Below are 22,774 nucleotides of genomic sequence, written 5' to 3' on the forward strand. Positions count from 1 at the left end.
TTTTTTAATCTGGAAGTGCTTCCATTACCCCCTCCAGTTGATGAAGATTCTATTCTTCCTGACCGCCATTCATAAACAAGGTTTATATTATATCGGAATAAGGAACAGAACCCATATAGTGTAAATTTCGAAGGGGGAAATTAGAATGAAGGAAAGAATCGAATATTTAACGGAATGGTTACAAGGTAAAGTAAAAGAGGCAGGAGCGGATGGAGTTCTTGTAGGTATTAGCGGGGGGATCGATTCAGCTGTAGTTTCGTATTTAATAAAACGAGCATTCCCCGAAAACTCTTTAGGTGTACTGCTTCCTATTAATAAGGAAGTAAAAGACCAGACCGATGCTTTGAATGTAGTAGAAGGCGCTGACCTTGATTATGTAGGAATTAATCTAACGTCGTCTTATGAAACCACGTATTCAACTATTCAGGAAGAACTCGAAAAGAAAGGCGATTGGAATAGTGATAAATCCCAATTGGGTGGAGCGAATCTTCAGGCCCGCCTGCGTATGAGCACGCTTTATGCTGTCGCTAATAATTATAATTATCTAGTCGTAGGTACAGATAATGCTCCCGAAGATTATACAGGTTACTTTACGAAGTACGGAGACGGTGGCGTGGACTTAGTCCCTCTTATTAATATGAGAAAAGAAGAAGTAAGGGAAATGGCCAAGGCACTTAACGTAACAGATGCCATTATTCATAAGAAGCCGAGTGCAGAATTATGGGAAGGACAGTCCGATGAAGAAGAACTTGGTCTTTCCTATGACACGATAGATGCTTACTTACGCGGAGAACAAATAGACCCAGAGGATGAAAAACTCCTGAAGGATCTGCATGAGAAAACAGAGCATAAGCGTCATATTCCAGCAGGTCCGGAAAAATACAACGGAAAGTGAGTTTTGTTACATGAAAAACGATACAGCGCTCATTATCATTGATATGATCAATAAAATGGATTTTAGCGGAGGCGAAGACCTTCTTGAGAATACAAAGCCTATGGTTGAAAACCTACAATCTTTTAAAAAAGAAATGCAAAAAGAAGGCTTACCTGTCATTTATGTTAATGATAACTTTGGTCTTTGGCAGGATAATGTTTCTGACTTGATTGATGAATGCAGGAAAGGACAGGGAGAATCTGTTATTAATCAAATCCTTCCAGATGAAGATGACTACTTCATCATTAAGCCTAAGCATTCAGGTTTTTTTGGAACTCAGCTTGATATCCTGCTCAATCAATTAGGTGTGAAGAACCTCATTTTAACTGGAATTGCAGGAGATATCTGCGTTTTATTCACAGCAAATGACGCGTACATGCGTGAGTACAATTTGTGGGTTCCCGAAGATTGCACGGCCTCAGAAAAAGCAGAAGGCAATGAAAATGCCCTCAAAATTATTGAGCGCTCCTTATTTACGAGTACAGCACCAACCACTGAAGAAAGGTACCAGTCCATTTTTAAGGATTGACATTTCCTTCTTCAGCACATATATTAAAAAAAGGAGCAGACACCTGTTCCGCCAACAAACATCCTTTCAATAAGAGGAGAATGATTTATGAGTGTGGTTGTTCTTAACTAATCCGTAATTGGATAGAGTCCTGATGAAATAATGGGAAAAAGGCGTGCATCTGACACGTCTTGTTTGTAAACCCATTTTTCAGGAACAGTTAAGAACAAGCATAAGCGTAGCACGTTGAGGATATAAACGAAGCTATGACTGGCTTATTCAGTCATAGCTTTTTTATATTCTCTGTTGGCGGAATAGGAGCCTTCACTTATTAGTGAGGTCTGTTCTAATCAAGCCACGGCGAGCGTATCTGCTTGCCGTGGCTTTTTTTATTTATTGGCAGAGAAAGAGTGCAGGGCAAACGGTTCGATTTTCCAGCCCCCCTTTTGCCACCCGAAAATCTGCCCTAGTCCATTATAGAAAATTGAACCCTTAAGAGGAGGAGTCACCCATGAACGAACGCACGTACAAGACTTTAGAATTTTTTGAGATATTGAAAACAGTTAGCCAACTTGCTTTTACAAAGCCCGGAAAAGAATCAATTGAATCCTTACGGCCAGTACGTAATATAAAAGCCATGAACCGTTGGCATGAAGAGGTGAAAGAGGCCGTAGCTATTTTAAACACAAGTGGAAATGTACCCATCCACACACTGGAAGATGTGACGGATATGCTTGAACAAGGTAAGAAGGGGATGTTTATTCGGGCGAACCAATTTTCAGCTTTGCTTTCATTTTTGGACCATTGTACAAAGTTGAAGCGTTTTATGCAGGATAAAGAGATTATTGCTCCGACCATTAGTCTGTATGCTTCCTCTATTTCTGACTTAAGCAGGCTGGAGGAGGATATCCATCAGGTGATTCGTCACGGACAGGTGGATGATTATGCTTCTAAGAATTTAGCTAAGATCCGAAAACAGATTCAAACGAAGCAAAGCCGATTGAAGGAGAGGACAGAGGCTCAGGCAAAAAAATATAAAACGATCATGCAGGAACCAAGACCCGTCGAGAAAGATGGACGATGGACTCTCCCGATTAAAAGAGAAAACCGGAACAAAATTAAAGGAGGCATTGTCGATCAATCTGCTTCAGGAGCTACCCTTTTTGTTGAACCAGAAGAGCTCGCCAATCTTCAGGAAGAGTTGCAGTTACTGCGCATGAATGAAGAACATGAAGTGGAACAGATTCTTTATACAATGACAGCAGAAGTGCTGGACCACGAGTCAGAGTTAAATCTTGCAATGGAAACCATGCATGAATATGATGTTATTTTTGCCAAGGGGAAATACAGCCGCATGATCAACGGGACAGCACCGGAATTCTCCGAAGACTTTACGCTTCGTATCAGCATGGCGAGACACCCAATGCTTGGGGAAAAGGCCGTTCCATTAAGTATCCAAATGAATTCAGAAGACCAGGCTTTACTCATTACGGGACCTAATACAGGAGGGAAAACGGTAACACTGAAGACGGTGGGACTGCTCTGTCTGATGGCTCAGTCCGGTCTTCCGATTCCGGCAGAAAGAGGCAGTGTACTACCTGTTTTTCAGCAGATATTTGTGGATATTGGAGATGGGCAGAGCATTGAAGAGAACTTAAGTACTTTTAGTTCAAGACTCGTTAACTTAATTGATATTTTGAGAGAGGCTAATGATCATTCGCTGCTTTTACTAGATGAAATTGGATCAGGGACAGATCCTGGAGAAGGGATGGGGCTTGCAACAGCCATACTCGATAAGCTCTCGGAAAAGGGGGCAACCATCCTTGCGACCACACATTATAGTGAAATGAAGGAGTACGCCCGGCATAAGCCAGGATTTATGAATGGGGCTATGGAATTCGACCTTGAAACGCTTAAGCCAACCTACCGGCTGCTTCTTGGAACCTCGGGGAGAAGTCAGGCTTTTGATATTGCTCATAAATTAGGTCTTCACCCGGAGATTTTAAACCAGGCGTACTCGATCACTTATAAGCAGAAGGGAGATTTTCAAGTTAGTGATCAGAAATTAAAGGAAACAGAATATAAACGCCAGGCAGCCGTAAATCGTTACAGAAGAGGGAAAACTCCCCGGGTGCCTGCGACCGAAAAGCCGCATTTTCAAATGGGGGATAATGTAATTATTCAGGCTACAGGAGAAACCGCCATTGTATATAAAGGTCCAGATCAAACAGGCAACTATGTGGTGCAGGTGAAAGGAGAGAAGTTCACCTACAATCACAAACGCCTTAAGCTCCACATTCGTGCTGAAGATTTATATCCAGAGGATTACGACTTCGATATTATCTTCAAGTCTAAAGAGTACCGAAAAGTCAGGAAGCAGCTGGATCGGAAACATGTGGAGGGTCTGATCCTGGAGGAAGAAGATTGAGGCCTGCATATTTCTAGGAGGTAATCGAGTTCCCATGCTATGATGAAGGTAAATAAAGATATAAAGGTGGGCATCAAGATGAAGCGGAAAAAATGGTTGATTATAGCCGGCGTGCTCGTGATCATTGGGATTTTTGCGATTCCAGAAGCTTATGCCTATTTGACGAAAAGAAATTATGAAAGTGAAGCTATAACGCAGGAGCAGGTTCCAGAAGGCTATCAGGTTGCTACCTTTGCAGGGGGCTGTTTCTGGTGCATGGAACCGCCTTTTGAAAAATTGAAAGGCATTCAGGAGGTTGTCTCAGGTTACACGGGTGGCGATACTAAAAACCCTTCTTATAAAGAGGTTTCATCCGGTGGAACCGGCCATGTGGAAGCCGTACAGGTCTACTATGACCCGGAAGTGATTTCGTACGAACAGCTCTTACAAGTATTTTGGCGTCAGATTAATCCGACCGATGATGAAGGGCAATTCGTTGATCGCGGGTTTCAATACACGACAGGGATCTTTTATCATAATGAAGAACAGAAACAAGCAGCTATGGAATCCAAGCAGAAGTTGGCGGAATCCGATCGTTTCGAAAGTGAAATTGTGACCCCTGTTCAGCAGGCTGAGGAATTTTACCGGGCTGAAGAGTATCACCAGGATTATTATAAGAAAAATAAGGTCCGATATGATTTTTACCGCGGCAACTCTGGCCGTGATGATTATCTGGAGGATACATGGGGAAGCGATAGGGAACTAGATTTACCGAAGAAATGATAAGAACTCCCCTTGCAGGTCAAGGGGAGTTATAAAATACAAACCGAAATCCTTTATCCATGAGCTTCTTCCAAATTTCGACAAGTTTATTCATACAATTAGAAGGGAAAGAGGGTTTATATACGTACTTATCACCATTTTTTCAAAATTACAGAGGGGATGAATTAGGTGAACAACTACAAATTGGATCGCTTTGAAGGGGCTTATGCCATTCTGATTCAAGAGGATGCTCATAATAATGAAATATCTGTATTAAAGGAGCGTTTAATTGCGTTCGCCAAACCCGGAGATTTTATTAAGATCGATTTTGACAATATTGGGAACTTAAAGCACGTGGAAATTATATCTAAAGTAGATAAAATGGAAAAGGCATAAGCCGTTGTAGAAACCAGGGACACTCCCTGGTTTATTTTTTCTGAAAATTAAGTCGAATGTTCTTGATTTTCTCCTTAATACCTTCATAATAAAAGTAAGATACACACCGAGGGGGAAATGAAGGTGCTCTTACGAAATGCTATGGATCTTTTAGATGAAGGTGTATTGATTCTAAACAAAGAATTCAAAGTGACGTACGTTAATCCTGCCTATGTTCAAATGTTTCAATTAGAAGAAGAACGGGTTGTCGGAGAGCACATTCACGATATTTATCCCAATTTACCTCAGTCCAAACGTGTGATTACACATACGATTGAAAGAGAAAAAGATATCACAGTAGAGTCTATGGAATTTCATTGGCGCGGGAAAGAGATGATGCTCCAATTTAAGACGAAGCGTTTTATCCATGAGGGCGAATGGTACGTGTTAAGCCGTATTATAGATATTACAGAACAATTCCAGACAGAAAAGCATCTCATACATATGATTGAGGAGATGACGGCAAATGTGGTCACAATCGCCAAGGGCTACGCGCTTTTACCTTTGCAGCCGATTTTAAGAGAAGAGCAGCGCTTGATTCTGCTGGAAAAAGTCCCTGTACAATGCCAAGAACAAAACGTAACCCGACTGGTAATCCAGTTTTCCGGCATCTCAGAAATTGACCAGGAGTGGACGGTGCTGCTTAGGGATTTAATGCATAGCTTGAAATTATTGGGGATTGAAGTGGCTCTGGCAGGGATGCGTCCTAAAGTGGTTAGACAGTTCACAGAAAATAACATTATGCTGAATGATGTTCGAACCTTTATGAACATACGTCAGGCGACTAAATACTTTTTAGACACCGGCTTAAAAGCAAACTTTTAATGTGATACTGCGTTAAAAGCTTTTATTGATTTTAAAAAGCGGCTTATTAAACAATAGGGCCGTTTAGTTGAAGACTCAGTTTCGAGATATCTTAGGTCCGTTGCTGATATAGAGAGGGGCTGGCTGCGGAAACAACTCGCTTTCCTGCGGCCCTACAAGACGTAGAGTCGATCGACGTTGCCACAGGACGTGGCGACTTTAGTCGATCCTCTTTTTCAGGAGCCTCCTCGGTCGGTGACACTCCCTGTGGGGTCTCGCCTAGCTCCTTCTCCCGCAGGACCTTCTGTTCAACATACATCTCGAAATCAAGTCTTCAAAAAACGGGAGCTTTCCTGCAATTTTACCAGTGGGATTTTACGATGTTCTATAAATAAAAAAACCCCGCCTCATTCCATTTAATAGATAAATGGTCAGAGGCGGGGGTTTTTTGGGGTTATACGATAATATGCTTGTTTAATTCATGGTCTTTAATGTGAGCCTGTGGGAGCATAATTGAACCGAAATCAAATTCTTCCAGAGCTTTCTCCTGTTTAATTCGCTTAGGCGCATCAGGATTTTGAAGCGCGCTGGTACCTAAACTCACAAAATCAGCATGTCCGTTGTTCAGCATATAAACGGCTTTTTCCGGATCAGCTAATTTACCGTTTGCAATCACCGGAATACCACTGTGCTTCTTAGCTGCTTCAGCCATGGACATAGAGCCCTGACCGAATCCAGGTTTCTCAGCATCCTCATCTGTAACATGGATATAATCGAGAGATTCACTTCCAAGGGTGCTGAAAATGGTATCGGCGTCCGATTCTCCAAGCGCCCATCGGTGATCGGCATCGGAGGCTTTCCCTTGAGAGATGCGAATTCCAACGATAAAGTCCTTTCCGACTTTTTTACGAACTTCTTTAATAACCTGAAGCGCAAAACGGAGACGGTTTTGGGTATCGCCACCGAATTCATCTTCTCTACGGTTGAAATAATCAGTTAAAAACTGGTCAATCAAATAGCCGTTCGCTCCATGAATTTCTACACCATCGAAACCTGCTTCTTTGGCGAGTTCAGCAGAGCGGCCGAAGGATTCCACAGCTGTTTGTATATCGTCATGACTCATTCGCTTCGGTTCTGGAAAAGGACCTTCTCCCCCATAGAAAGAAAGCTTATCATTTTTCGGAGTTACTTGGGATGGACCGATATTGTGTTCAGCATATGGATTTTCCTGTGATTGTGCGCCTGCATGCATAATTTGCGCAATGAAAAGCGCTCCATGTTCCTGGACACTTTTCACAATTGGCTTCCAAGCATCGCGTTGAGCTTCATTTGCGAGACCGGGCTGATTAGGGTATCCCTGCGAAAATCGTTCATCAGGATAGACTCCTTCCGTAATGACGGTCCCGAACCCACCTTTAGCAAAGCGTTCATAATATTTTTTCATCGTATCATTTGGCATTCCATTATTCTCGGCACTGACACGGGTCATCGGTGCTACAACATAGCGGTTGGCAAACGTACGGTCATTTATGGTTTTACTTTCAAACAATGGTTGATGTTGTTCCTTCATACTATTCAACTCCTTCATGGATTTCATAACCTCTACACACATTTTTTAAACAGCTGGGTCTGCTGATTATCTTCCCTGATATGCTATAATACAAACAAATGTTCTTTGAAAGGTGAGTACTTTTTATGGAAGAACTTCTTGCAGAATTAAATGAATCCCAACAGGAAGCTGTGGTTTCCACTGAAGGATTTATCCGGGTTATTGCCGGAGCAGGATCAGGAAAAACGCGTGCCTTGACCCATCGTTACGCATTCATTGTAAATGAACTAGGCGTAGATCCTTCCAATATCCTTTCGGTCACATTCACAAATAAGGCTGCTCATGAAATGAGACGACGTGTGAAGAAACTGATCGGCGGGGAGCAGGATACTGGGTTTATTACCACCTATCACGGATTTTGCGTTCGTGTACTTCGAGAGGATATCCACCGATTGTTTTATCCTAAGAATTTTATCATTTTAGATGTGGAAGACCAGAAAATTCTGCTGAGAGAAATTTTTGAAGATATGGATTTAAAAATGAACGATAAAACCTTTAAGCGGCTGCTTGATAAAATAGGAACTCTCAAGGCAAACACTCATTACGTACAGCAAATGATTTTGCGAGGGGAAATGCCTTCTGTGGAAGCGGCGGGAGATATGGACGGTCAAATTATCCAGCGCTATTTAAAGAAACAAAAGCGTGTATATGGCCTTGATTTCGATGATCTTCTTAATTTTGTGTTTGTCCTTTTTGACCAGTATCAGGAAGTACTGGAGAAATGGCAGGATCGTCTTTTCTATATTCAAGTGGATGAGTTTCAGGACAGCAGCCTGAAGCAATTTGAGTTAGTGAAAAAGCTTTCGGCCAATCATGGAAACCTCTTTGCAGTGGGGGATCCTGATCAGACCATCTATGAGTGGAGGGGGGCTGATCCTAAGTACATGGTTGATTTTGAAAGTTATTTTCCTGACACCCAGACGATCTTTTTAAAGCAGAATTACCGTTCTACCCCGGAGATTCTTTCCCTTGGAAATGCCCTCATCCAGAATAACTATTTCCGCGTGGATAAGGATATGCAAACTAGCAATCCATCTGGTGTGAAAGTCGTTCATTATCACGGAAAGAATGAAGTGGATGAGGCGAAGTGGGTGGTGAATCGGATCAAGGAGATTGTGGAAGCCCGGCAGGCGAACTATAGTGACATTGCGATACTGTACCGGGCGAACTATCTGTCGCGTTCCATTGAACAGGAACTTATCAGTGCTAACATTGAGTACACAATTTTTGGGGGCTTTAAATTCTTTGATCGACTGGAAATAAAAGATGCCCTGGCTCACTTGCGTATGACTGCTGCGGCAGATGACCTGTCATTTTCCAGAATTGTAAATGTTCCCAGGCGGCAGATTGGTAAAAAGCGAATGCAGTTTCTTCGTGAACGTGCCGAAGCTGAGAATCTCTCTTTGTATGAAACTTTAAAAAAATATAGAGATCACGAACGGTTCAAATCGACAGGTGCTCATTCATTTATCGAAGCTATTGAATATTTAAAGAATCGAAAAGATGAGTTGAAAGTTTCTGAATTACTTCAGGAAGCACTGCAGAAAACAGGTTACGAAGCGTACCGGCGGGAAGATGGAGACCAGGAGCGCCTGGATAACCTGACTGAATTACTTCATTCCATCGTTCAATATGAGCAGACATTAGGGGAAGATATTAATCTGGAAGAATATCTTCAAATGATTTCGTTGTACACCGATAATGAACGTGACGATCAACTAGATTCTGTTAAGCTGATGACCATTCATACGGCTAAAGGGCTTGAGTTTCCTTATGTATTTGTAGTAGGGATGACAGAAAGCGTGCTGCCAAATGTGCGTGCGCTTAGAGAAAGAAAAGAGCGGGCGCTTGAAGAGGAGCGGCGGCTGGCTTATGTGGCGGTCACCCGTGCTGAACGAGAGCTTTACTTAACTGAATCTGAAGGGTTTCAAAATGGTGGCCAGAAGAAATATCCGTCCCGTTTCATTTTTGAAGTGGAAGATGATCTCTATGAAAGAATCGGAGAATTAGATGAAGCTCTCATTGAAGAAGCGAAAGAATATATACGAGCGACCCATCACAGTAAGGAAAAGGCCCCTGCAGTCTTTTTTGAAAAGGGCGCCCGGGTGAAACATCCTGTATTCGGAGAAGGCGAGATTGTGGATATAGATGAAAAGAAAAATACTTACCGAGTGTTCTTTGATAATCTGAAAGCACCGAGACCGATTAGCAGGAATTTCAAGAAACTCGAGAAACTAGAAGAATCCTAAAGGAAGGATCGGTTGTGTGAAGAATCTATCTGGCAATGAACTTTGGATGAATTCATTTGTAGTATTTGCGGTTGTACTGATTTCTGTAATTGTGGTGAGAGGTATTCTTATTGGAACTTTGAAGAAATGGAGCTCTAATAAAGAGGAACGATCGAGAATTTTCTATATGATGCAAAGCATTATTAATTGGGTTGCCTTATATGGTGTTGTCATCTATACTCTTTTTCATTTTCGAAGTGCCCAGTGGATGTTCAGTGCTCTATTTACGATTGGTTCAGAACCAGTATCTGTGTTCTTACTGATTATAGCTGTACTGATTATTTCTCTTACAAATCGCATATCCAAACTTTTTCGCGGATATGTGTTTCCGGGAGTGTATAAGCGGTATGAACTGGATCGCGGCGTACAGTTTACGTTCGACAAAGCGTTTCATTATTTAATCATGGTACTGGCTATTATAATCAGTTTATCTACGGTAGGGTTCGAGTTGAGCGCTCTTACGGTTTTTGCTGGAGTCATAGGAGTCGGGATTGGTTTCGGGATGCAGAATATTGCCTCTAATTTCATTTCCGGAATTATTCTTTTATTTGAAAGGCCGATAAAAGTAGGTGACCGGGTCATTGTGGATGAAATTATTGGTGACGTACAGCGTATAAATATGAGAGCAACCGTTATTAAAACCTTGGATAATGAGCATATTATTGTTCCCAATTCGTATTTTCTGGAAGAGCATGTGATTAATCGATCGTATAGCGATAAAGTAATGAGGTTAGTTATGCCGGTGGGGGTCGCTTATGGGAGTGATGTGCCTTTAGTGAAAAAACTTTTGCTGCAGGTAGCGGAAGATGAAGCAGGGGTTTCACCAACCGTTCGCCAGAGCCCGGAGCCTTTTATTAATTTTAAAGAGTTTGGAGATTCCTCCTTAAATTTCGAGCTGTTTGTATGGATCTCGGATCCTCAGCATGTGATACGAATCCGCAGCAATTTAAACTTCAGGATTGATGCAATCTTCAGAGAAAACGGTGTAGAAATTCCATTCCCGCAGAGAGATCTGCATGTGAGGAGTGTAGATGAGAAGATTATAGAGAAATGGAAGAGTTAACTTTGAAGGCCTGAATTGGAAGATATTCAGGTCTTTTGTATGCTCCACCGTCATGTTTGTATAATTGATGAAATTTTGAGATAATTGCGATTGCAAGTTATTTTAGTATAGTAAGAGTTCCTTAGTATTAAACAAATTGTGAGGAAGAAGGCGGGTTATCCGTTGAAGCGTATAAAAAAACGCTCAGGTCCTACCCTGAACGTCTTCTTAATTCATGGAATTTGCGATATCCATGGCTTGCTGGGTCTGTTTTTCTTTATCCACTGCGCTGTAATCGATTTGGTAAATGACATCCTCATCACTATTATACCATTCGATAAAAACTTGTTCTTCCTCTTCCCGTACTCCGGCCACGGAGCCAGAATTTAATGGAATCTGCAAGTCTGTTTCAGCCATCTCTCCAGTTGGATCAAATAGGGTGGTGACGGTTAAATCATGAGCCTTTGTAGACTGATAACGAACCGTTACTTTTTTTTCCTCGGCAGAAGCTTCCACAGCTTTCACCTCAAAAGGAAGCTCATCCGGAAGACCGACCTGTTCCTGCTTACCTTCCGGAAGAGTTTCAATTGGTTCTGCAAATGAACTAGGATAATTGGCTTTTAAGTCGCTTAAGGCTAAGTCGGCAGATGAACATCCGGCTAAAAAAATTAGAACAGCAAGAAACGTAAGGGTTTTTTTCATATGGTATCTCTCCTTATGAACAGGTAAAAATTCTCCCTTGTAATTTTAGCACAAAAGTATTACGGATTGGATAGGGTTTCTAGTTTGTAGATGAACTAATAAGGGAACTCAGCCTACAAAGAGAATAGACGACGACGCTAGAGTGAGGGCAACTCAACAGGAAAGGATGAATTTGGATGACCATTCAAATACGATCGTTTTTAGAAAAGGACTTTCACGACATCCAGCAATTAAATGAGAAAGAGGGTTGGAACGGACTGGTTGAAAGAAATGAAGAAACGTGTTGCTCCTGGTTGAATTCAGAGCCTGCTCTTGTAGCTGAAGAAGATGGGGAAGTAGTCGGCTATCTGCGCGGACTTACAGATGGAGCTGTGACGCTTTATATTTGTGAGATTCTGATTAAAGAAAGTCACCGTAATCAGGGGATTAGTGAACAGCTTGTCCGGACCGCTCATGAATGTTATCCAAGTACGCGAGTAGAGATGCTTGCTACCACTTCTTCCCATGAATATTATGAAAATCGCGGATATCGTTCGTTTTATGGTTTTAGAAAATCACCAGAAGAAATGAAAAACGCTCGGAGCTGAGGCTCCGAGTGTTTTTTTAGGTTTATTTTTTGCCCTCTATATATTCTTTCTCTTCAGTCGGAGAGAGGATCCCGGTAGCTTTTCCAATCGTGCCATTCTGTAAATTCCAAATGGCATTGTGATCCTCATCTATGGTAGAGAAGTCCTCTTCCTTCCATTTAACCAGAATATCCTTGTACACCTGCTTATGTTCTACGTCTGCCTGGTCAAGACCTTCAAGCAGCCAGGTTATTCGCTCGGGGTGGATTTCATAGGACCCCCACTTTTTAGAAGCTTCTACTTTTTGATGAGACATTCCATGTATGTACTCTTTATAATGAGAATCCGTCAACTCTTCTGCAGGCGTATCTTTTTCAAATGGATTTTTACTTGCTTCTTCATAACGGTCTAGTTCTTCCTCTGACACAGCCCCTGTAATCACTTCTTCCGCTTCGCGCAGATCTTCTGGGGAGGCGACTTCCTTATCCTCACCTGGTGTAAAAATATATTTTTGTACAACCCATCCTCCAGTACCTACGACCAGAAAGGTTATGAATAAAGTGTACCCGATTATTTTATTCAAAACTAGTTCCCTCTCCTAATATTACTTGAACGAAATAAACATGATCTTCCAATTATACACAACAAGGAGCAAACTTTGAAGTTTGCTCCTTGTTTTAATGGGGATAAAGATGTATACCTCACTCACTCGAAGTGACTATTGGTCCATATAGTGAGCCAGTTTGGCTGCAGTGGAACGTGGGATGAATTTAGAAGCATAAACCATCGATTGGTTGGCTGCTCCAGGTACGATCACTCTTTTTCCTTTTACGAAACCAAGAAAACCGGCTTTAGCTACGTCTACAGGAGACATTGTGCTGTTTACTAATCTGGTGTGCTCCGCTTTTGCCGTTTTGAAGAAGTCTGTATCGGTTGCTCCTGGGCAAAGGGTGGAGACGGTAATATCTGTTCCGCGGAGTTCTTCGACTAATGCTTCAGAGAATGATAGGACGTAAGCCTTTGAGGCATAGTACACAGCCATCTTAGGTCCCGGCTGGAAAGCGGCGGTGCTTGCGACATTGATGACCCCTTTTGGTATATCAGGTAGAGGTGCTTTTTTAATATCCTGTAAGAATAAATGAGTTAATTCTGTAAGGGTGTTTACGTTGACTTGAAGCATTTTCTGTTGGTCTAGAAGGGGAAGTTCATCAAACTGACCGTTTAATCCAAAACCTGCATTATTCACAAGCACTTCCACTGTAAGTCCGAGTTCTTTCACTTTACTATAGAGAACTTCAGCGGCTCCAGGTTCAGATAGGTCATGAGGAATGATCGTGACGGGATGTTCACCTAGTTCTTCTTTCAGCTGCATTAGTTTATCTTCAGATCGGGCGACAACAATAAGATTGTACCCTGATTTGGCAAATAGGCGGGCAAATTCGTAGCCGATTCCACCTGAAGCTCCCGTAATTAGAGCGGTTGGTTTCATAAGAGATCTCTCCTTCTGCAAATAATAGTTTGCCCTCAGTCTATACCCGAACCAGACCAATGACAATCTTCCACCATACAGTATACCCAATAACTGGATGACCTGAGGTGGAAGATTTTGGTTTTTCAAATTATTCTTGATCAGGAGATCTCTTTGTGTTTTAGGGTATAGGCTGCACCTGCGAGCAGGAGGATGGTAAATAGGGCAGCTGTTCCGCCGCTTCCCCACAGGGCGCTTGATAACTCTCCTGAGATTAAGGCATTTCTAAGGTGCGAACTGATTAGAGCCGGGCTCCATTCCACCACATGAGCAAAAACACTGCTAAGAAGATTCAATGCGATCACGAGCGTTATCGTAAAGAATAAGACAAGACCGGCTGTTTTACTTAATGTATTCATAAAAATGCTGATGCTAAGAATGAATGTCATCCATAAGCCGTAAAAGAAAACCGTTCGCAAGAGGCTCTCTGCTGATACTTCACCGAAGAGTAAATTCACATAATACCAGCTGGCCAATAGAGCGGTAAAAGTGGATACCCAGATGAGTAAGGCGTAGGCGGCCCACTTAGCCGTAACGTACGAGTGATAAGCAATAGGTTTTACCAGGATCAGTTCGGCAACGCCGCTTTTATGTTCGCCGGAAATGGTCCCCATTGTAATTAAAGCGATAATCAGCACTCCAATAAGATTCAGCTGAGACACGCTCATCATGAAAACTTCAGAAGGGGGAGGTTCCGGCATCTCAAAAGTTGCACCCTCTGGAAGACCGCCCGTTGCCTCCAGAATCTGAGGTAGATAATAAGTAGTGAGTGGATCCGTAATGGCAAGCAAAATGAAAAGAAGAGGAACCCAGATCCATTTAAAATTTCTCCATGACTCCAACAGTTCTTTATTGAATACGGTCAGCCACTGCATAACTTTGCACCACCTTCATAAACAGATCTTCAAGTGTTATTCTTCCCATCTCAAACTGAAGAAGCGGCCAGTGTTCCTGCAATGCCAGATTCAGTATGTTTTCTCGTGCCCGCGCCTGGTCTGTAACGTACACGTCGAGCGTTTCTTTTATTATTTCCGTACGGGTAACCACGTCTAAATGGTCCAGCTTCTGCCTGTAAGATTCGGGATTCTCTTCAAATTGAAGAGAAATTTTATCAACTTGATGCCTGGCTTTTAACGAAGAAAGCGAGCCTGACTCCACAATTTTCCCTTCATGCATAAGAAGAATTTCATCACTTGATTCTTCAGCATCGTTTAAGATGTGGGTGGAATAAAGGATGGTTGCTTCCTTTTTCAATTCTTCCATTAAATTAAGTACATCACGCCGTCCAATCGGATCTAACGCGGAAACGGGTTCATCAAGCATCAACAGCTCAGGCTTATGAATCAGTGCCTGCGCTATACCAAGACGCTGCTTCATTCCCCCTGAATACCTGGATATCCTTCTATTCCTTACTTCAAAGATTCCAACTCTGGTGAGCAGCTGGTCCGCACGGGAAGCGGCTTCTTTCTTAGTTAGGTGAGCCAGCTTACCGGCGTAGATAAGAAATTCTCTGCCTGTCATCCACGAGTGGAAATGAGGATGTTGAGGAAGATAGCCGATATGACGGCGAATATCACCGGAGTGCTCTCCTAAAAGTTCCACTGTGCCGCTTGTAGGGGAGATTAATCCAGCCATCATTCGGAGAGCAGTTGTTTTTCCGGCTCCGTTTGGTCCAAGAAGGGCAATACACTTCCCGGATGATAATGTGAAAGAAATATCATCAACCGCCCGGTTACTCTGATAGACTTTGGATAGATTTTGTACCGTAATCACGCGTCAAACCTCCTGCCGAAAATAAAGTAAGCGATAGGACCTAGTGTGTTGAAAAGGACAATAACCAACGCCCAGACCCATTTCGGTCCGTTTGTTTCTTCTGTGCGAATTAAACTGATTAAGGCAGCAATCATAAGAATGATTTGTATGACGATAAGAGGAGCAATGATAGCTAGATTTTCCTGTAAAAGCTGGATAGCATTCTGCATCATGAACATATTCACAACCCTCCTTTCATGTTAGTTGCTAGGAGACGGGTTTAGTGTGACCGCTGTTCCGTAGGCCATGATCTCGGAAGCGGAACTTGATATGCTGGAAGTCTCTAACCGTACGGCTATAACGGCGTCTGCACCTTTCGACTCTCCGTGCTCTACCATGCGTCCGATGGCCTGCTGGCGAGCTTGATCCATCATATTGGTATAGTCCGTAATCTCTCCTCCGACCAGGTTTTTTAATCCAGCCATGATATCACGGCCAATATGTTTAGACTGAACCGTGCTGCCTCTTACAAATCCTTTTAACTCTTTAATCTCATAACCTGGAATAAAGTCAGTAGTCACGATAATCACGTTGATCTTCCTCTCTTTTTTCTTTTTTTCTTTCAAGAATTAATCTGTAAATGATGATGATTATAAGTAAATAGGAACTTATTACAACGGCAATTCCTGTCCCCAGATGAAAAAAGAGGAGCCCATATCCCAGCAACTGAGCGGTTATAGCCAGGGTGATCAGCAGAATATTCATGAATGATCTGACCCCTTGGCGTTCTTCTTCTCATTCCAGACGGTTTTAGTGAGGATCAAGTACACCAGGCTTGGAATTGGAAATTGAATAAGTCCTATAATTCCCCATAACCATGGGGCTTTGCCTCTTTTTCTTGCTTTAATGTAAAGAATAGAGCTTTGTGTAATTAATATAATCCCGATTAACAAAATCCCCCACAATGGGATTTCTTCAGGTCCATAATGCTTCATGATCGCCACGCCACCGTTCTGGAGCTTTCCTTAAGGAAGTAACCCAATAGAACGATAACAGAAAGCAGTTGAATTCCTATAAATACAAAGGGGGCGTAAACCACACTGACAGCTAAGACGCTAAGGCAAAGGATAGCCGTAAGCCAGAGAAGAGCGAGTTCGATCCACAGCCTCTTATACCAGGATTCGGTTTCCTTCTGAACTAAATCAGTAAAGTAAGCAAGGGAAGGTTCCTCAACTTCAATCTCTTTATCCATTTGATGGGCAGTTGTTCTCAGCAGGCTGTCTATGTTCTTGTCATCCTTCATGGTCGCCGAGCTCCTTTCTTAACTGTTTAAGCCCATAATGGACTCTGGATTTCACCGTTCCTGTTTTAACTTTCGTCATTTGAGCAATCTCCTCATAGTCATAGCCGTAGTAATGTTTTAATACAATAGGGATGCGGTACTGGTCCTCTAATTGAAGAAGGGCCTGCTGCACGGCATACCATTCGGCAGGTATGGAATTGGTCATTTCCTCCCGCTTCAGGCGTGCGGCTTCGGATTGTTCATAAGTGAAAGTTCGCTTTTGTTTTCGTTTGATGTCCAGGTACGTATGAGTGGCAATTTGGATCAGCCATGATGAGAAGGAGGACTTTCCTTTATATTGACTAATTTTCTGGATCGCTTTTACGAGCGTCTCTTGTGTTACGTCGTAAGCTAATTGCTCATCGCCGCTCATCTTCCACACGTACTTGACAAGGAAGGAGTAATTTTCTTTGAGCCGTTTAGCTAAAAGTTGGTGGTCTCCCTGCTTAGCAAGTTGAATGTCGTTAGAATCCATCATCATTCCTCATTTCCGACTTACTTATAAGACGAACAGACAGCAGAATTCGTTCAAAGTTTATGTAAAAAATTCATCAAATTCTTTTAAAGAGGCTCTGTAAAACTTCCAAGTTGTTTTTTCCGGCCCTGCGTCGTGTAGGGACGCTGTAAAGTGAGTTATTTTCTTACCAATCTTAATCCTTTGATGGCAACAGCCCAAACCTATCGAAACTGTGTAGATAAGGGCACGGACAGAAGGTTGAATACTTAGCCAAACGCCGATGGTTGACATTATTGTCTGAATTTTATAGACTATTTAAAAGTGATCAGAATAAAGCATAGTTGAGATGAGAATGAGAGCCGTAGAGTTGAGGTTTCTAGGATGAGCATAGCTGAGTGAGCACAGGGATCAACAGACGAAGGAGCTGGAAGATTGCCTGGCCGATATAGAAGTATATTTATCATCCTCTTATATTTATCCTCTCAACGTCTCATTCTCCATAAATTTATATGGAGAGGTGAGCCCATGACCACGTACGAAAGATTTATCCAGGATGCCCGTGAGCATCAGACCATTCCCGTAAGCCAATCTTTTTTTACCGATACGTTAACCCCTATCCACATGTTTCATGCGCTCAATGATGAAGCTGTTTATATGCTTGAAAGTCAGGATCCGGAATCCCCCTGGTCGAATTATTCCTTCATTGGCTTAGACCCGATGGTGGAAATAAAAGAAGACGAGGCTGCTTTTGTGATCTCTGATTTTCAAAAAAAGACCAAAGAATCGGCTGCTACTTTTAAAGAAGCGTTTAACCATGTGGTAAACACACTGAATGTAAAACCGGCCGATGTCCCACTTCCTTTTAAAGGCGGGGGAGTTGGATACATCAGTTATGATGCGATTTCCGATTATGAGCCGGTGCCTCGCGCTATTCAGGATGAATTGAACTTATCTAATTATCATTTATTATTTTGCCAGACGCTAATTGCGTATCATCACAAAACAAAGGAAGTAACCATTTTAACGTATGCAAGAGTCGATAACGAATCGCTCTCTTCTACTATATATGAACAATCCAGACAGCGGATTAAAAAAGTGCAGCAGCGACTAATGAACCACCAGGGACTGCCGGATTTAATGCTTGCCGGTGACTTGGAAGAAGATGCAGGTGTGGAACTCGACAGCAATTACCATCCTGATCAGTTCAAGAGCGATGTAGAGAAGATTAAAGAATACATCCGAGGTGGCGATATATTTCAAGCTGTATTATCCCAACGCTTTCACACCGTCACAGAGCGGAGCGGTTTTGAATTGTACCGCGTATTAAGAAACGTCAATCCTTCTCCTTACATGTTCTTTCTGAAGTTTAATGATGTAGAAGTAATTGGAAGCTCTCCAGAGCGTTTACTGGAAGTGCAGGAAGGGAAACTTGAAATTCACCCGATCGCAGGTACGAGAAAGCGTGGAGCCACTCAGGAAGAAGATGACGCTCTCGCTGAAGAACTTTTAGCAGATGAAAAAGAACTGGCGGAACATCGCATGCTGGTCGATCTCGCTCGCAACGATATCGGACGGGTAGCTGAATTTGGTTCGGTGGATGTTACCGAATATATGACCATCGGGCGATTTTCAAAAGTTATGCATATCATCAGTAAAGTCGTAGGGCAGCTGAGATCAGACATTTCACCCATTGATGCCGTAAGTTCAGCCTTCCCTGCTGGAACGTTATCCGGAGCCCCTAAAGTGCGGGCGATGCAGATTCTTAGGGAGCTTGAGCCCACCCCTCGTAACTTATATGGCGGCGGAATTTTGTATTTCGGTTTCGATGGCAATATCGATTCCTGTATCACGATCCGTACGATGACGCTGGTCGGAAAAGATCTCTATATTCAGGCAGGCGCCGGGGTCGTTGCCGACTCAGATCCAGAGACGGAATTTCAGGAAACGTTAAGTAAAGCAAGTGCCCTTAAGAGAACGATTCAAATAGCTGAGCAAGTATTCGAGACGAGCAGAGAAGGAGTGGAGTACAAATGAACGATATCTTAAAACGAGTAGTATCCGGAGAGACTTTATCTGAGAAGGAAGCTTTTGCTACTATGGACGCCATCATGAAGGGAGAAGCAACTACAGGACAGCTGATGAGCATGCTGAGCGTCATGAGCTACCGCGGAGAAACGGTCAATGAGATGACCGGCTTTGTCCAGGCGATGCGAGAGAATATGACGAAGCTTGATGTTCAGGATGATTCTGTTGTGGACACGTGCGGTACAGGAGGCGATGGAGCTTCTACGTTTAATATTTCGACCGCTGTTTCTATTATTCTTGCCAGCATGGGTGTGAAGGTAGCGAAACACGGCAATCGTAAAGTATCCTCCCGAAGCGGCAGTGCCGATGTGCTTGAAACACTCGGTATTCCGATCGATACAACTCCCGAGGAAGGCGCTAAAGCTCTCCAGGAAAAAGGAATGACGTTCATGTTCGCTCCTCTGTATCATCAGGCGATGAAGCACGCAGGGCCTGCCCGTAAGGAACTTGGTTTCCGTACCGTTTTCAATCTGCTTGGACCAATGTCCAACCCGGCGAATGCACGCCGTCAGCTAATCGGCATTTATGACACAGCCTACGCGGAGAAGATGGCCGAAGCGCTGTACAACCTTGGTTCGAAACACGTGTTGTTGGCGACAGGCCGTGATGGGTTAGATGAAATAACCATAACCGGAATTACCGACCTGGTTGAACTGAAAGACGGAACCATCAGCCGTACGACGGTGACCCCGGAAGACCTCGGTCTTACAAGAGGAAAACTCGAAGATATACAAATAGAAAAAACAGAACAAAGTGCAGCGATGATTGAAGCGGTGATGCTCGGTAACGCGAACGAAAGCGCAACGACAATTGTCACCATGAACGCAGCAGCCGGTCTTTATGTAGCAGGGAAAGCCGAAGACCTTCGTGATGGAGTTAAGCAAGTTCAAGAGGCCATCCAGACTGGGGTGACCCGTCGTTACTTTGAATCTGTAGCAGTGGAAAGGGAGGATCGCCAGTATGCTTGAGACCATTCTAGCTGTAAAGCGGCAAGAGGTAGAACGCCTCTTCTTACCGGAAGAACAGTCATTTACAAACTATTCACTAAAGGAATCCTTGAAAAATTCTCCCCATTTGGCAGGACTGATTGCAGAGGTGAAAAAAGCCTCTCCGTCTAAAGGAATCATCCGTGAAGATTTCAATCCTGTACGGATCGGACATGAATATAACCAGGCTGGTGTTCAGGCGATTTCTGTACTAACGGACCAACACTTTTTCCAGGGCCATCGGGACTTTTTGACAGATATCAAAAAAGTGGTGGACGTTCCCGTTTTACGTAAGGACTTTATCATCGACTCCATGCAAATTGCGGAGAGTGCCTATATTGGAGCGGATGCCGTACTGTTGATCGGTGAAGCACTGGAGGCGGAAAAGCTTCACGAACTTTATCTGCAGGCTCAGGATTTGGGCATGGAAGCATTAGTGGAAGTTCACAGTGAAGAAACACTGGAAAAGGTGCTGAAGGAATTCACTCCGGAAATCCTTGGCGTGAACAACCGTAACCTTCATACCTTTGAAACGAAGCTTTCTCAGACGAAAAGGATGGCGGAGCTTGCTCCTAAAGAATCCCTTCTTGTTTCGGAAAGCGGCATTTTTACAAATGAAGACTTACGCGAAGTAGTCGGCTACGGAGCTGAAGGAGTACTTGTCGGAGAATCACTTATGAAACAGGCTGACATTAAAAAAGGTGTTCATGACCTAATGACGGGAGTCAATGTATTATGAAGGAGCCTATCATTAAGTTCTGCGGCAACCGCTCCTTATCGGATTTGACGAAAACTACCTCTTCCAGTGCCACACACGTCGGTTTCATTTTTGTTAGAAAAACGAAACGCTACGTACGCCCTGAGCTGGCCGGCCGCTGGGTGAGACAGATTCGTCCGAAGCAGAAGCTTGTCGGGGTGTTCATCGATCCAAGCATTGAAGAAATAGAGGAAGTACTTCATTTTGTTCCACTCGATGTTATTCAGCTGCATGGAAACGAAAAGGTCTCTGATTTGTTAAAAATAAAGGAATCTTTCGGCCTTCCTGTATGGAAGGTCATTCATCACCAGCAAAATGGGAAAAATCAAATGGAAGTGTTCCAGGGAGTTGCGGACGGCTATCTGATTGACTCAAAGATAAAGGGAGTCTCAGGCGGCACAGGTGTCCGATTTGACTGGGAAGCGATTCCGGAGTATCGCGATATAGCTTTTGAACAGGGAGTTCCCTGCCTGATTGCCGGAGGAGTTACGCCGGAAAACGTGGCAGAATTAATTGCCTACCGTCCGGAAGGAATCGACATATCAAGCGGTATCGAAAAAGATGAACAAAAAGATCTTAGTAAAATACAAGCGATTACGAAAGAGGTGGAGCGGAATGTTGCAAGTATTTCCAGACGTTAAAGGCAGATTCGGTGACTTTGGAGGCAAATATGTACCTGAGACATTAATGGGACCTCTTCAGGAACTGGAAGATGCTCTTGATCAGGCTATGGAGGATCAGGCTTTTCATGATGAATATCATCATGTACTTGAAGAATATGCGGGCCGTCCTACAGCTCTTACGTATGCGGATAAAATCAGTGACTATTTAGGCGGAGCCAAGATTTATCTGAAGCGTGAAGATCTGAACCATACTGGAGCGCATAAATTGAACAATGCGATCGGCCAGGCCTTGCTTGCTAAACGAATGGGCAAGGAAAAGATCATTGCCGAAACAGGTGCCGGCCAGCACGGCGTGGCGTCAGCAACTGTAGCTGCTAAGTTCGGGCTTAAGTGCAAAGTGTTCATGGGCGAAGAAGACATTCGCCGTCAGGAATTGAATGTATTCCGCATGAAGCTTCTTGGAGCGGAAGTCGTCTCCGTTTCAAGCGGTAATGGAACGCTGAAAGATGCTACAAATGAAGCGATCCGCTATTGGGTAGCCAATTGTGAAGACCACTTCTATCTAATTGGTTCTGTGGTCGGTCCTCACCCGTATCCTCGCATGGTCCGTGATTTCCAGCGGGTCATCGGGGACGAATCGAAGAAGCAGTTCCTTGAAGTGGAGCAGGAGCTGCCGAACCGCATTTACGCCTGCGTAGGCGGAGGAAGTAATGCGATGGGAATGTTCTACCCGTTCCTTGAAGACGATGCAGAGCTGATCGGCGTGGAAGCCGCCGGCCGCGGAATTGACACCCCGGAACATGCAGCTACGCTTACGAAGGGTGCTCCTGGCGTTATCCATGGCTCCCTTACGTATTTGATGCAGGATGATAATGGACAGATTACAGAACCTTATTCCATTTCTGCTGGTCTTGATTATCCGGGCATCGGCCCTGAACACGCTCATCTGTTCCAAACGAAACGAGTACGCTATGAATCTATCACGGATAAAGAAGCCTTAGATGCTCTTCGCCTGTTAACGGAACGTGAAGGAATTATCCCGGCTATTGAAACCGCTCATGCGCTTGCTCAGGCTTTCAAAGAAGCCGGCAGCATGTCTAAAGATGAAACTATATTAATTAACCTGTCCGGCCGTGGAGATAAAGACATGGCGACGCTGATGGAACATTTCGAGGAGGAGGTTTAGT

The 22,774-nt window shown here is 43.4% G+C and carries 26 protein-coding genes; 14 read left to right on the plus strand and 12 right to left on the minus strand.

The annotated features are described in order from the left end of the window. Positions 1-145 precede the first annotated feature (145 nt). From nadE to ACTWP7_RS01505, 6 genes are all read left to right on the plus strand, one after another. Positions 146-895 carry an NAD(+) synthase gene (gene nadE / locus ACTWP7_RS01480; RefSeq protein ID WP_443121737.1) on the plus strand — a complete coding sequence of 250 codons (750 nt, stop codon included), beginning with the start codon at positions 146-148 and terminating at the stop codon, positions 893-895. Between the two features lie 10 nt (positions 896-905). Then, the gene (locus ACTWP7_RS01485) at positions 906-1,463 is read left to right on the plus strand and encodes an isochorismatase family cysteine hydrolase (protein ID WP_443121738.1); all 558 of its coding nucleotides are present in this window, start codon (positions 906-908) and stop codon (positions 1,461-1,463) included. A gap of 490 nt (positions 1,464-1,953) precedes the next feature. Continuing rightward, positions 1,954-3,870 carry an endonuclease MutS2 gene (locus ACTWP7_RS01490; RefSeq protein ID WP_443121739.1) on the plus strand — a complete coding sequence of 639 codons (1,917 nt, stop codon included), beginning with the start codon at positions 1,954-1,956 and terminating at the stop codon, positions 3,868-3,870. A gap of 78 nt (positions 3,871-3,948) precedes the next feature. Beyond that, entirely contained in the window at positions 3,949-4,632 is a 684-nt protein-coding gene (gene msrA, locus ACTWP7_RS01495) for a peptide-methionine (S)-S-oxide reductase MsrA (RefSeq protein WP_443121740.1), read from the plus strand. Positions 4,633-4,800: 168 nt separating this feature from the next. Further along, on the plus strand, positions 4,801-5,007 hold the full coding sequence (locus ACTWP7_RS01500) for a DUF3006 family protein (RefSeq protein ID WP_014642184.1): 207 nt from the start codon (positions 4,801-4,803) through the stop codon (positions 5,005-5,007). Between the two features lie 123 nt (positions 5,008-5,130). Next, complete coding sequence (locus tag ACTWP7_RS01505) at positions 5,131-5,871, plus strand: PAS domain S-box protein (protein ID WP_443121741.1); 741 nt, start codon at positions 5,131-5,133, stop codon at positions 5,869-5,871. 433 nt (positions 5,872-6,304) lie between these two features. On the opposite strand, the gene ACTWP7_RS01510 is transcribed toward ACTWP7_RS01505, so the two are convergent. After that, positions 6,305-7,420: an oxidoreductase gene (locus ACTWP7_RS01510; protein ID WP_443121742.1), complete on the minus strand. Its 1,116-nt coding sequence runs from the start codon at positions 7,418-7,420 to the stop codon at positions 6,305-6,307. 125 nt (positions 7,421-7,545) lie between these two features. Here ACTWP7_RS01510 and ACTWP7_RS01515 point away from each other — a divergent pair, with 125 nt between their 5' ends. Both ACTWP7_RS01515 and ACTWP7_RS01520 read left to right on the plus strand, forming a co-directional pair. After that, positions 7,546-9,708, plus strand: a complete 2,163-nt coding sequence (locus ACTWP7_RS01515; RefSeq protein ID WP_443121743.1) for an ATP-dependent helicase — start codon at positions 7,546-7,548, stop codon at positions 9,706-9,708. A gap of 16 nt (positions 9,709-9,724) precedes the next feature. Next, entirely contained in the window at positions 9,725-10,810 is a 1,086-nt protein-coding gene (locus ACTWP7_RS01520; protein WP_443121744.1) for a mechanosensitive ion channel family protein, read from the plus strand. Between the two features lie 207 nt (positions 10,811-11,017). Here ACTWP7_RS01520 and ACTWP7_RS01525 read toward each other — a convergent pair whose 3' ends face one another. Then, positions 11,018-11,491, minus strand: coding sequence for a hypothetical protein (locus ACTWP7_RS01525; RefSeq protein ID WP_443121745.1), 474 nt, complete (start codon positions 11,489-11,491; stop codon positions 11,018-11,020). Between the two features lie 176 nt (positions 11,492-11,667). On the opposite strand from ACTWP7_RS01525, the gene ACTWP7_RS01530 reads away from it, so the two are divergent. Then, entirely contained in the window at positions 11,668-12,078 is a 411-nt protein-coding gene (locus tag ACTWP7_RS01530; protein WP_443121746.1) for a GNAT family N-acetyltransferase, read from the plus strand. 22 nt (positions 12,079-12,100) lie between these two features. On the opposite strand, the gene ACTWP7_RS01535 is transcribed toward ACTWP7_RS01530, so the two are convergent. The 10 genes from ACTWP7_RS01535 to sigY form a co-directional block, all read right to left on the minus strand. Next, positions 12,101-12,640, minus strand: coding sequence for a DUF6241 domain-containing protein (locus tag ACTWP7_RS01535; protein WP_443121747.1), 540 nt, complete (start codon positions 12,638-12,640; stop codon positions 12,101-12,103). A gap of 135 nt (positions 12,641-12,775) precedes the next feature. After that, positions 12,776-13,546: an SDR family NAD(P)-dependent oxidoreductase gene (locus ACTWP7_RS01540; protein WP_443121748.1), complete on the minus strand. Its 771-nt coding sequence runs from the start codon at positions 13,544-13,546 to the stop codon at positions 12,776-12,778. A gap of 140 nt (positions 13,547-13,686) precedes the next feature. Then, on the minus strand, positions 13,687-14,460 hold the full coding sequence (locus ACTWP7_RS01545; RefSeq protein WP_443121749.1) for an ABC transporter permease: 774 nt from the start codon (positions 14,458-14,460) through the stop codon (positions 13,687-13,689). Beyond that, the gene (locus ACTWP7_RS01550; RefSeq protein WP_443121750.1) at positions 14,435-15,358 is read right to left on the minus strand and encodes an ATP-binding cassette domain-containing protein; all 924 of its coding nucleotides are present in this window, start codon (positions 15,356-15,358) and stop codon (positions 14,435-14,437) included. The genes ACTWP7_RS01545 and ACTWP7_RS01550 overlap by 26 nt, the downstream gene beginning before the upstream one ends. Beyond that, positions 15,355-15,576 carry a PLD nuclease N-terminal domain-containing protein gene (locus ACTWP7_RS01555; protein ID WP_443121751.1) on the minus strand — a complete coding sequence of 74 codons (222 nt, stop codon included), beginning with the start codon at positions 15,574-15,576 and terminating at the stop codon, positions 15,355-15,357. Before ACTWP7_RS01555 ends, ACTWP7_RS01550 begins: the two co-directional genes overlap by 4 nt. A gap of 21 nt (positions 15,577-15,597) precedes the next feature. After that, positions 15,598-15,927, minus strand: coding sequence for a YbjQ family protein (locus ACTWP7_RS01560; RefSeq protein ID WP_443121752.1), 330 nt, complete (start codon positions 15,925-15,927; stop codon positions 15,598-15,600). Then, positions 15,908-16,102 (minus strand): hypothetical protein, encoded by a 195-nt coding sequence (locus ACTWP7_RS01565; RefSeq protein WP_443121753.1) that lies wholly within the window; start codon positions 16,100-16,102, stop codon positions 15,908-15,910. The genes ACTWP7_RS01560 and ACTWP7_RS01565 overlap by 20 nt, the downstream gene beginning before the upstream one ends. After that, positions 16,099-16,332: a sigma-Y antisigma factor component gene (locus ACTWP7_RS01570; RefSeq protein ID WP_443121754.1), complete on the minus strand. Its 234-nt coding sequence runs from the start codon at positions 16,330-16,332 to the stop codon at positions 16,099-16,101. The genes ACTWP7_RS01565 and ACTWP7_RS01570 overlap by 4 nt, the downstream gene beginning before the upstream one ends. Continuing rightward, positions 16,329-16,640: a YxlC family protein gene (locus ACTWP7_RS01575; RefSeq protein WP_443121755.1), complete on the minus strand. Its 312-nt coding sequence runs from the start codon at positions 16,638-16,640 to the stop codon at positions 16,329-16,331. Before ACTWP7_RS01575 ends, ACTWP7_RS01570 begins: the two co-directional genes overlap by 4 nt. After that, entirely contained in the window at positions 16,630-17,154 is a 525-nt protein-coding gene (gene sigY, locus ACTWP7_RS01580) for an RNA polymerase sigma factor SigY (protein ID WP_443121756.1), read from the minus strand. Before sigY ends, ACTWP7_RS01575 begins: the two co-directional genes overlap by 11 nt. Before the next feature lie 507 nt (positions 17,155-17,661). Between sigY and trpE the strand changes: the two genes are divergently transcribed. The 5 genes from trpE to trpB are packed head-to-tail and all read left to right on the plus strand — an operon-like array spanning position 17,662 to position 22,773. After that, positions 17,662-19,170, plus strand: a complete 1,509-nt coding sequence (gene trpE, locus ACTWP7_RS01585; protein ID WP_443121757.1) for an anthranilate synthase component I — start codon at positions 17,662-17,664, stop codon at positions 19,168-19,170. After that, positions 19,167-20,189: an anthranilate phosphoribosyltransferase gene (trpD, locus tag ACTWP7_RS01590; RefSeq protein ID WP_014642202.1), complete on the plus strand. Its 1,023-nt coding sequence runs from the start codon at positions 19,167-19,169 to the stop codon at positions 20,187-20,189. Before trpE ends, trpD begins: the two co-directional genes overlap by 4 nt. Continuing rightward, on the plus strand, positions 20,182-20,946 hold the full coding sequence (gene trpC, locus ACTWP7_RS01595; protein ID WP_014642203.1) for an indole-3-glycerol phosphate synthase TrpC: 765 nt from the start codon (positions 20,182-20,184) through the stop codon (positions 20,944-20,946). Before trpD ends, trpC begins: the two co-directional genes overlap by 8 nt. Beyond that, positions 20,943-21,605 carry a phosphoribosylanthranilate isomerase gene (locus ACTWP7_RS01600; protein WP_014642204.1) on the plus strand — a complete coding sequence of 221 codons (663 nt, stop codon included), beginning with the start codon at positions 20,943-20,945 and terminating at the stop codon, positions 21,603-21,605. The genes trpC and ACTWP7_RS01600 overlap by 4 nt, the downstream gene beginning before the upstream one ends. Beyond that, positions 21,583-22,773 (plus strand): tryptophan synthase subunit beta, encoded by a 1,191-nt coding sequence (gene trpB / locus ACTWP7_RS01605; protein ID WP_089752079.1) that lies wholly within the window; start codon positions 21,583-21,585, stop codon positions 22,771-22,773. The genes ACTWP7_RS01600 and trpB overlap by 23 nt, the downstream gene beginning before the upstream one ends. Position 22,774 lies beyond the last annotated feature (1 nt).

The organism is Halobacillus sp. B29 (assembly GCF_052246755.1).
In the GTDB taxonomy this organism is placed as follows: domain Bacteria; phylum Bacillota; class Bacilli; order Bacillales; family Halobacillaceae; genus Halobacillus; species Halobacillus halophilus.

What these genes read in the sequence shown, in the direction of transcription:
- nadE (WP_443121737.1), top strand. Translation starts at nt 146, where the DNA reads ATGAAGGAAAGAATCGAATATTTAACGGAATGGTTACAAGGTAAAGTA.
- ACTWP7_RS01485 (WP_443121738.1), top strand. Translation starts at nt 906, where the DNA reads ATGAAAAACGATACAGCGCTCATTATCATTGATATGATCAATAAAATG.
- ACTWP7_RS01490 (WP_443121739.1), top strand. Translation starts at nt 1,954, where the DNA reads ATGAACGAACGCACGTACAAGACTTTAGAATTTTTTGAGATATTGAAA.
- msrA (WP_443121740.1), top strand. Translation starts at nt 3,949, where the DNA reads ATGAAGCGGAAAAAATGGTTGATTATAGCCGGCGTGCTCGTGATCATT.
- ACTWP7_RS01510 (WP_443121742.1), bottom strand. Translation starts at nt 7,420, where the DNA reads ATGAAGGAACAACATCAACCATTGTTTGAAAGTAAAACCATAAATGAC.
- ACTWP7_RS01515 (WP_443121743.1), top strand. Translation starts at nt 7,546, where the DNA reads ATGGAAGAACTTCTTGCAGAATTAAATGAATCCCAACAGGAAGCTGTG.
- ACTWP7_RS01525 (WP_443121745.1), bottom strand. Translation starts at nt 11,491, where the DNA reads ATGAAAAAAACCCTTACGTTTCTTGCTGTTCTAATTTTTTTAGCCGGA.
- ACTWP7_RS01530 (WP_443121746.1), top strand. Translation starts at nt 11,668, where the DNA reads ATGACCATTCAAATACGATCGTTTTTAGAAAAGGACTTTCACGACATC.
- ACTWP7_RS01540 (WP_443121748.1), bottom strand. Translation starts at nt 13,546, where the DNA reads ATGAAACCAACCGCTCTAATTACGGGAGCTTCAGGTGGAATCGGCTAC.
- ACTWP7_RS01545 (WP_443121749.1), bottom strand. Translation starts at nt 14,460, where the DNA reads ATGCAGTGGCTGACCGTATTCAATAAAGAACTGTTGGAGTCATGGAGA.
- ACTWP7_RS01555 (WP_443121751.1), bottom strand. Translation starts at nt 15,576, where the DNA reads ATGTTCATGATGCAGAATGCTATCCAGCTTTTACAGGAAAATCTAGCT.
- ACTWP7_RS01565 (WP_443121753.1), bottom strand. Translation starts at nt 16,102, where the DNA reads ATGAATATTCTGCTGATCACCCTGGCTATAACCGCTCAGTTGCTGGGA.
- ACTWP7_RS01570 (WP_443121754.1), bottom strand. Translation starts at nt 16,332, where the DNA reads ATGAAGCATTATGGACCTGAAGAAATCCCATTGTGGGGGATTTTGTTA.
- ACTWP7_RS01575 (WP_443121755.1), bottom strand. Translation starts at nt 16,640, where the DNA reads ATGAAGGATGACAAGAACATAGACAGCCTGCTGAGAACAACTGCCCAT.
- sigY (WP_443121756.1), bottom strand. Translation starts at nt 17,154, where the DNA reads ATGGATTCTAACGACATTCAACTTGCTAAGCAGGGAGACCACCAACTT.
- trpE (WP_443121757.1), top strand. Translation starts at nt 17,662, where the DNA reads ATGACCACGTACGAAAGATTTATCCAGGATGCCCGTGAGCATCAGACC.
- trpD (WP_014642202.1), top strand. Translation starts at nt 19,167, where the DNA reads ATGAACGATATCTTAAAACGAGTAGTATCCGGAGAGACTTTATCTGAG.
- trpC (WP_014642203.1), top strand. Translation starts at nt 20,182, where the DNA reads ATGCTTGAGACCATTCTAGCTGTAAAGCGGCAAGAGGTAGAACGCCTC.
- ACTWP7_RS01600 (WP_014642204.1), top strand. Translation starts at nt 20,943, where the DNA reads ATGAAGGAGCCTATCATTAAGTTCTGCGGCAACCGCTCCTTATCGGAT.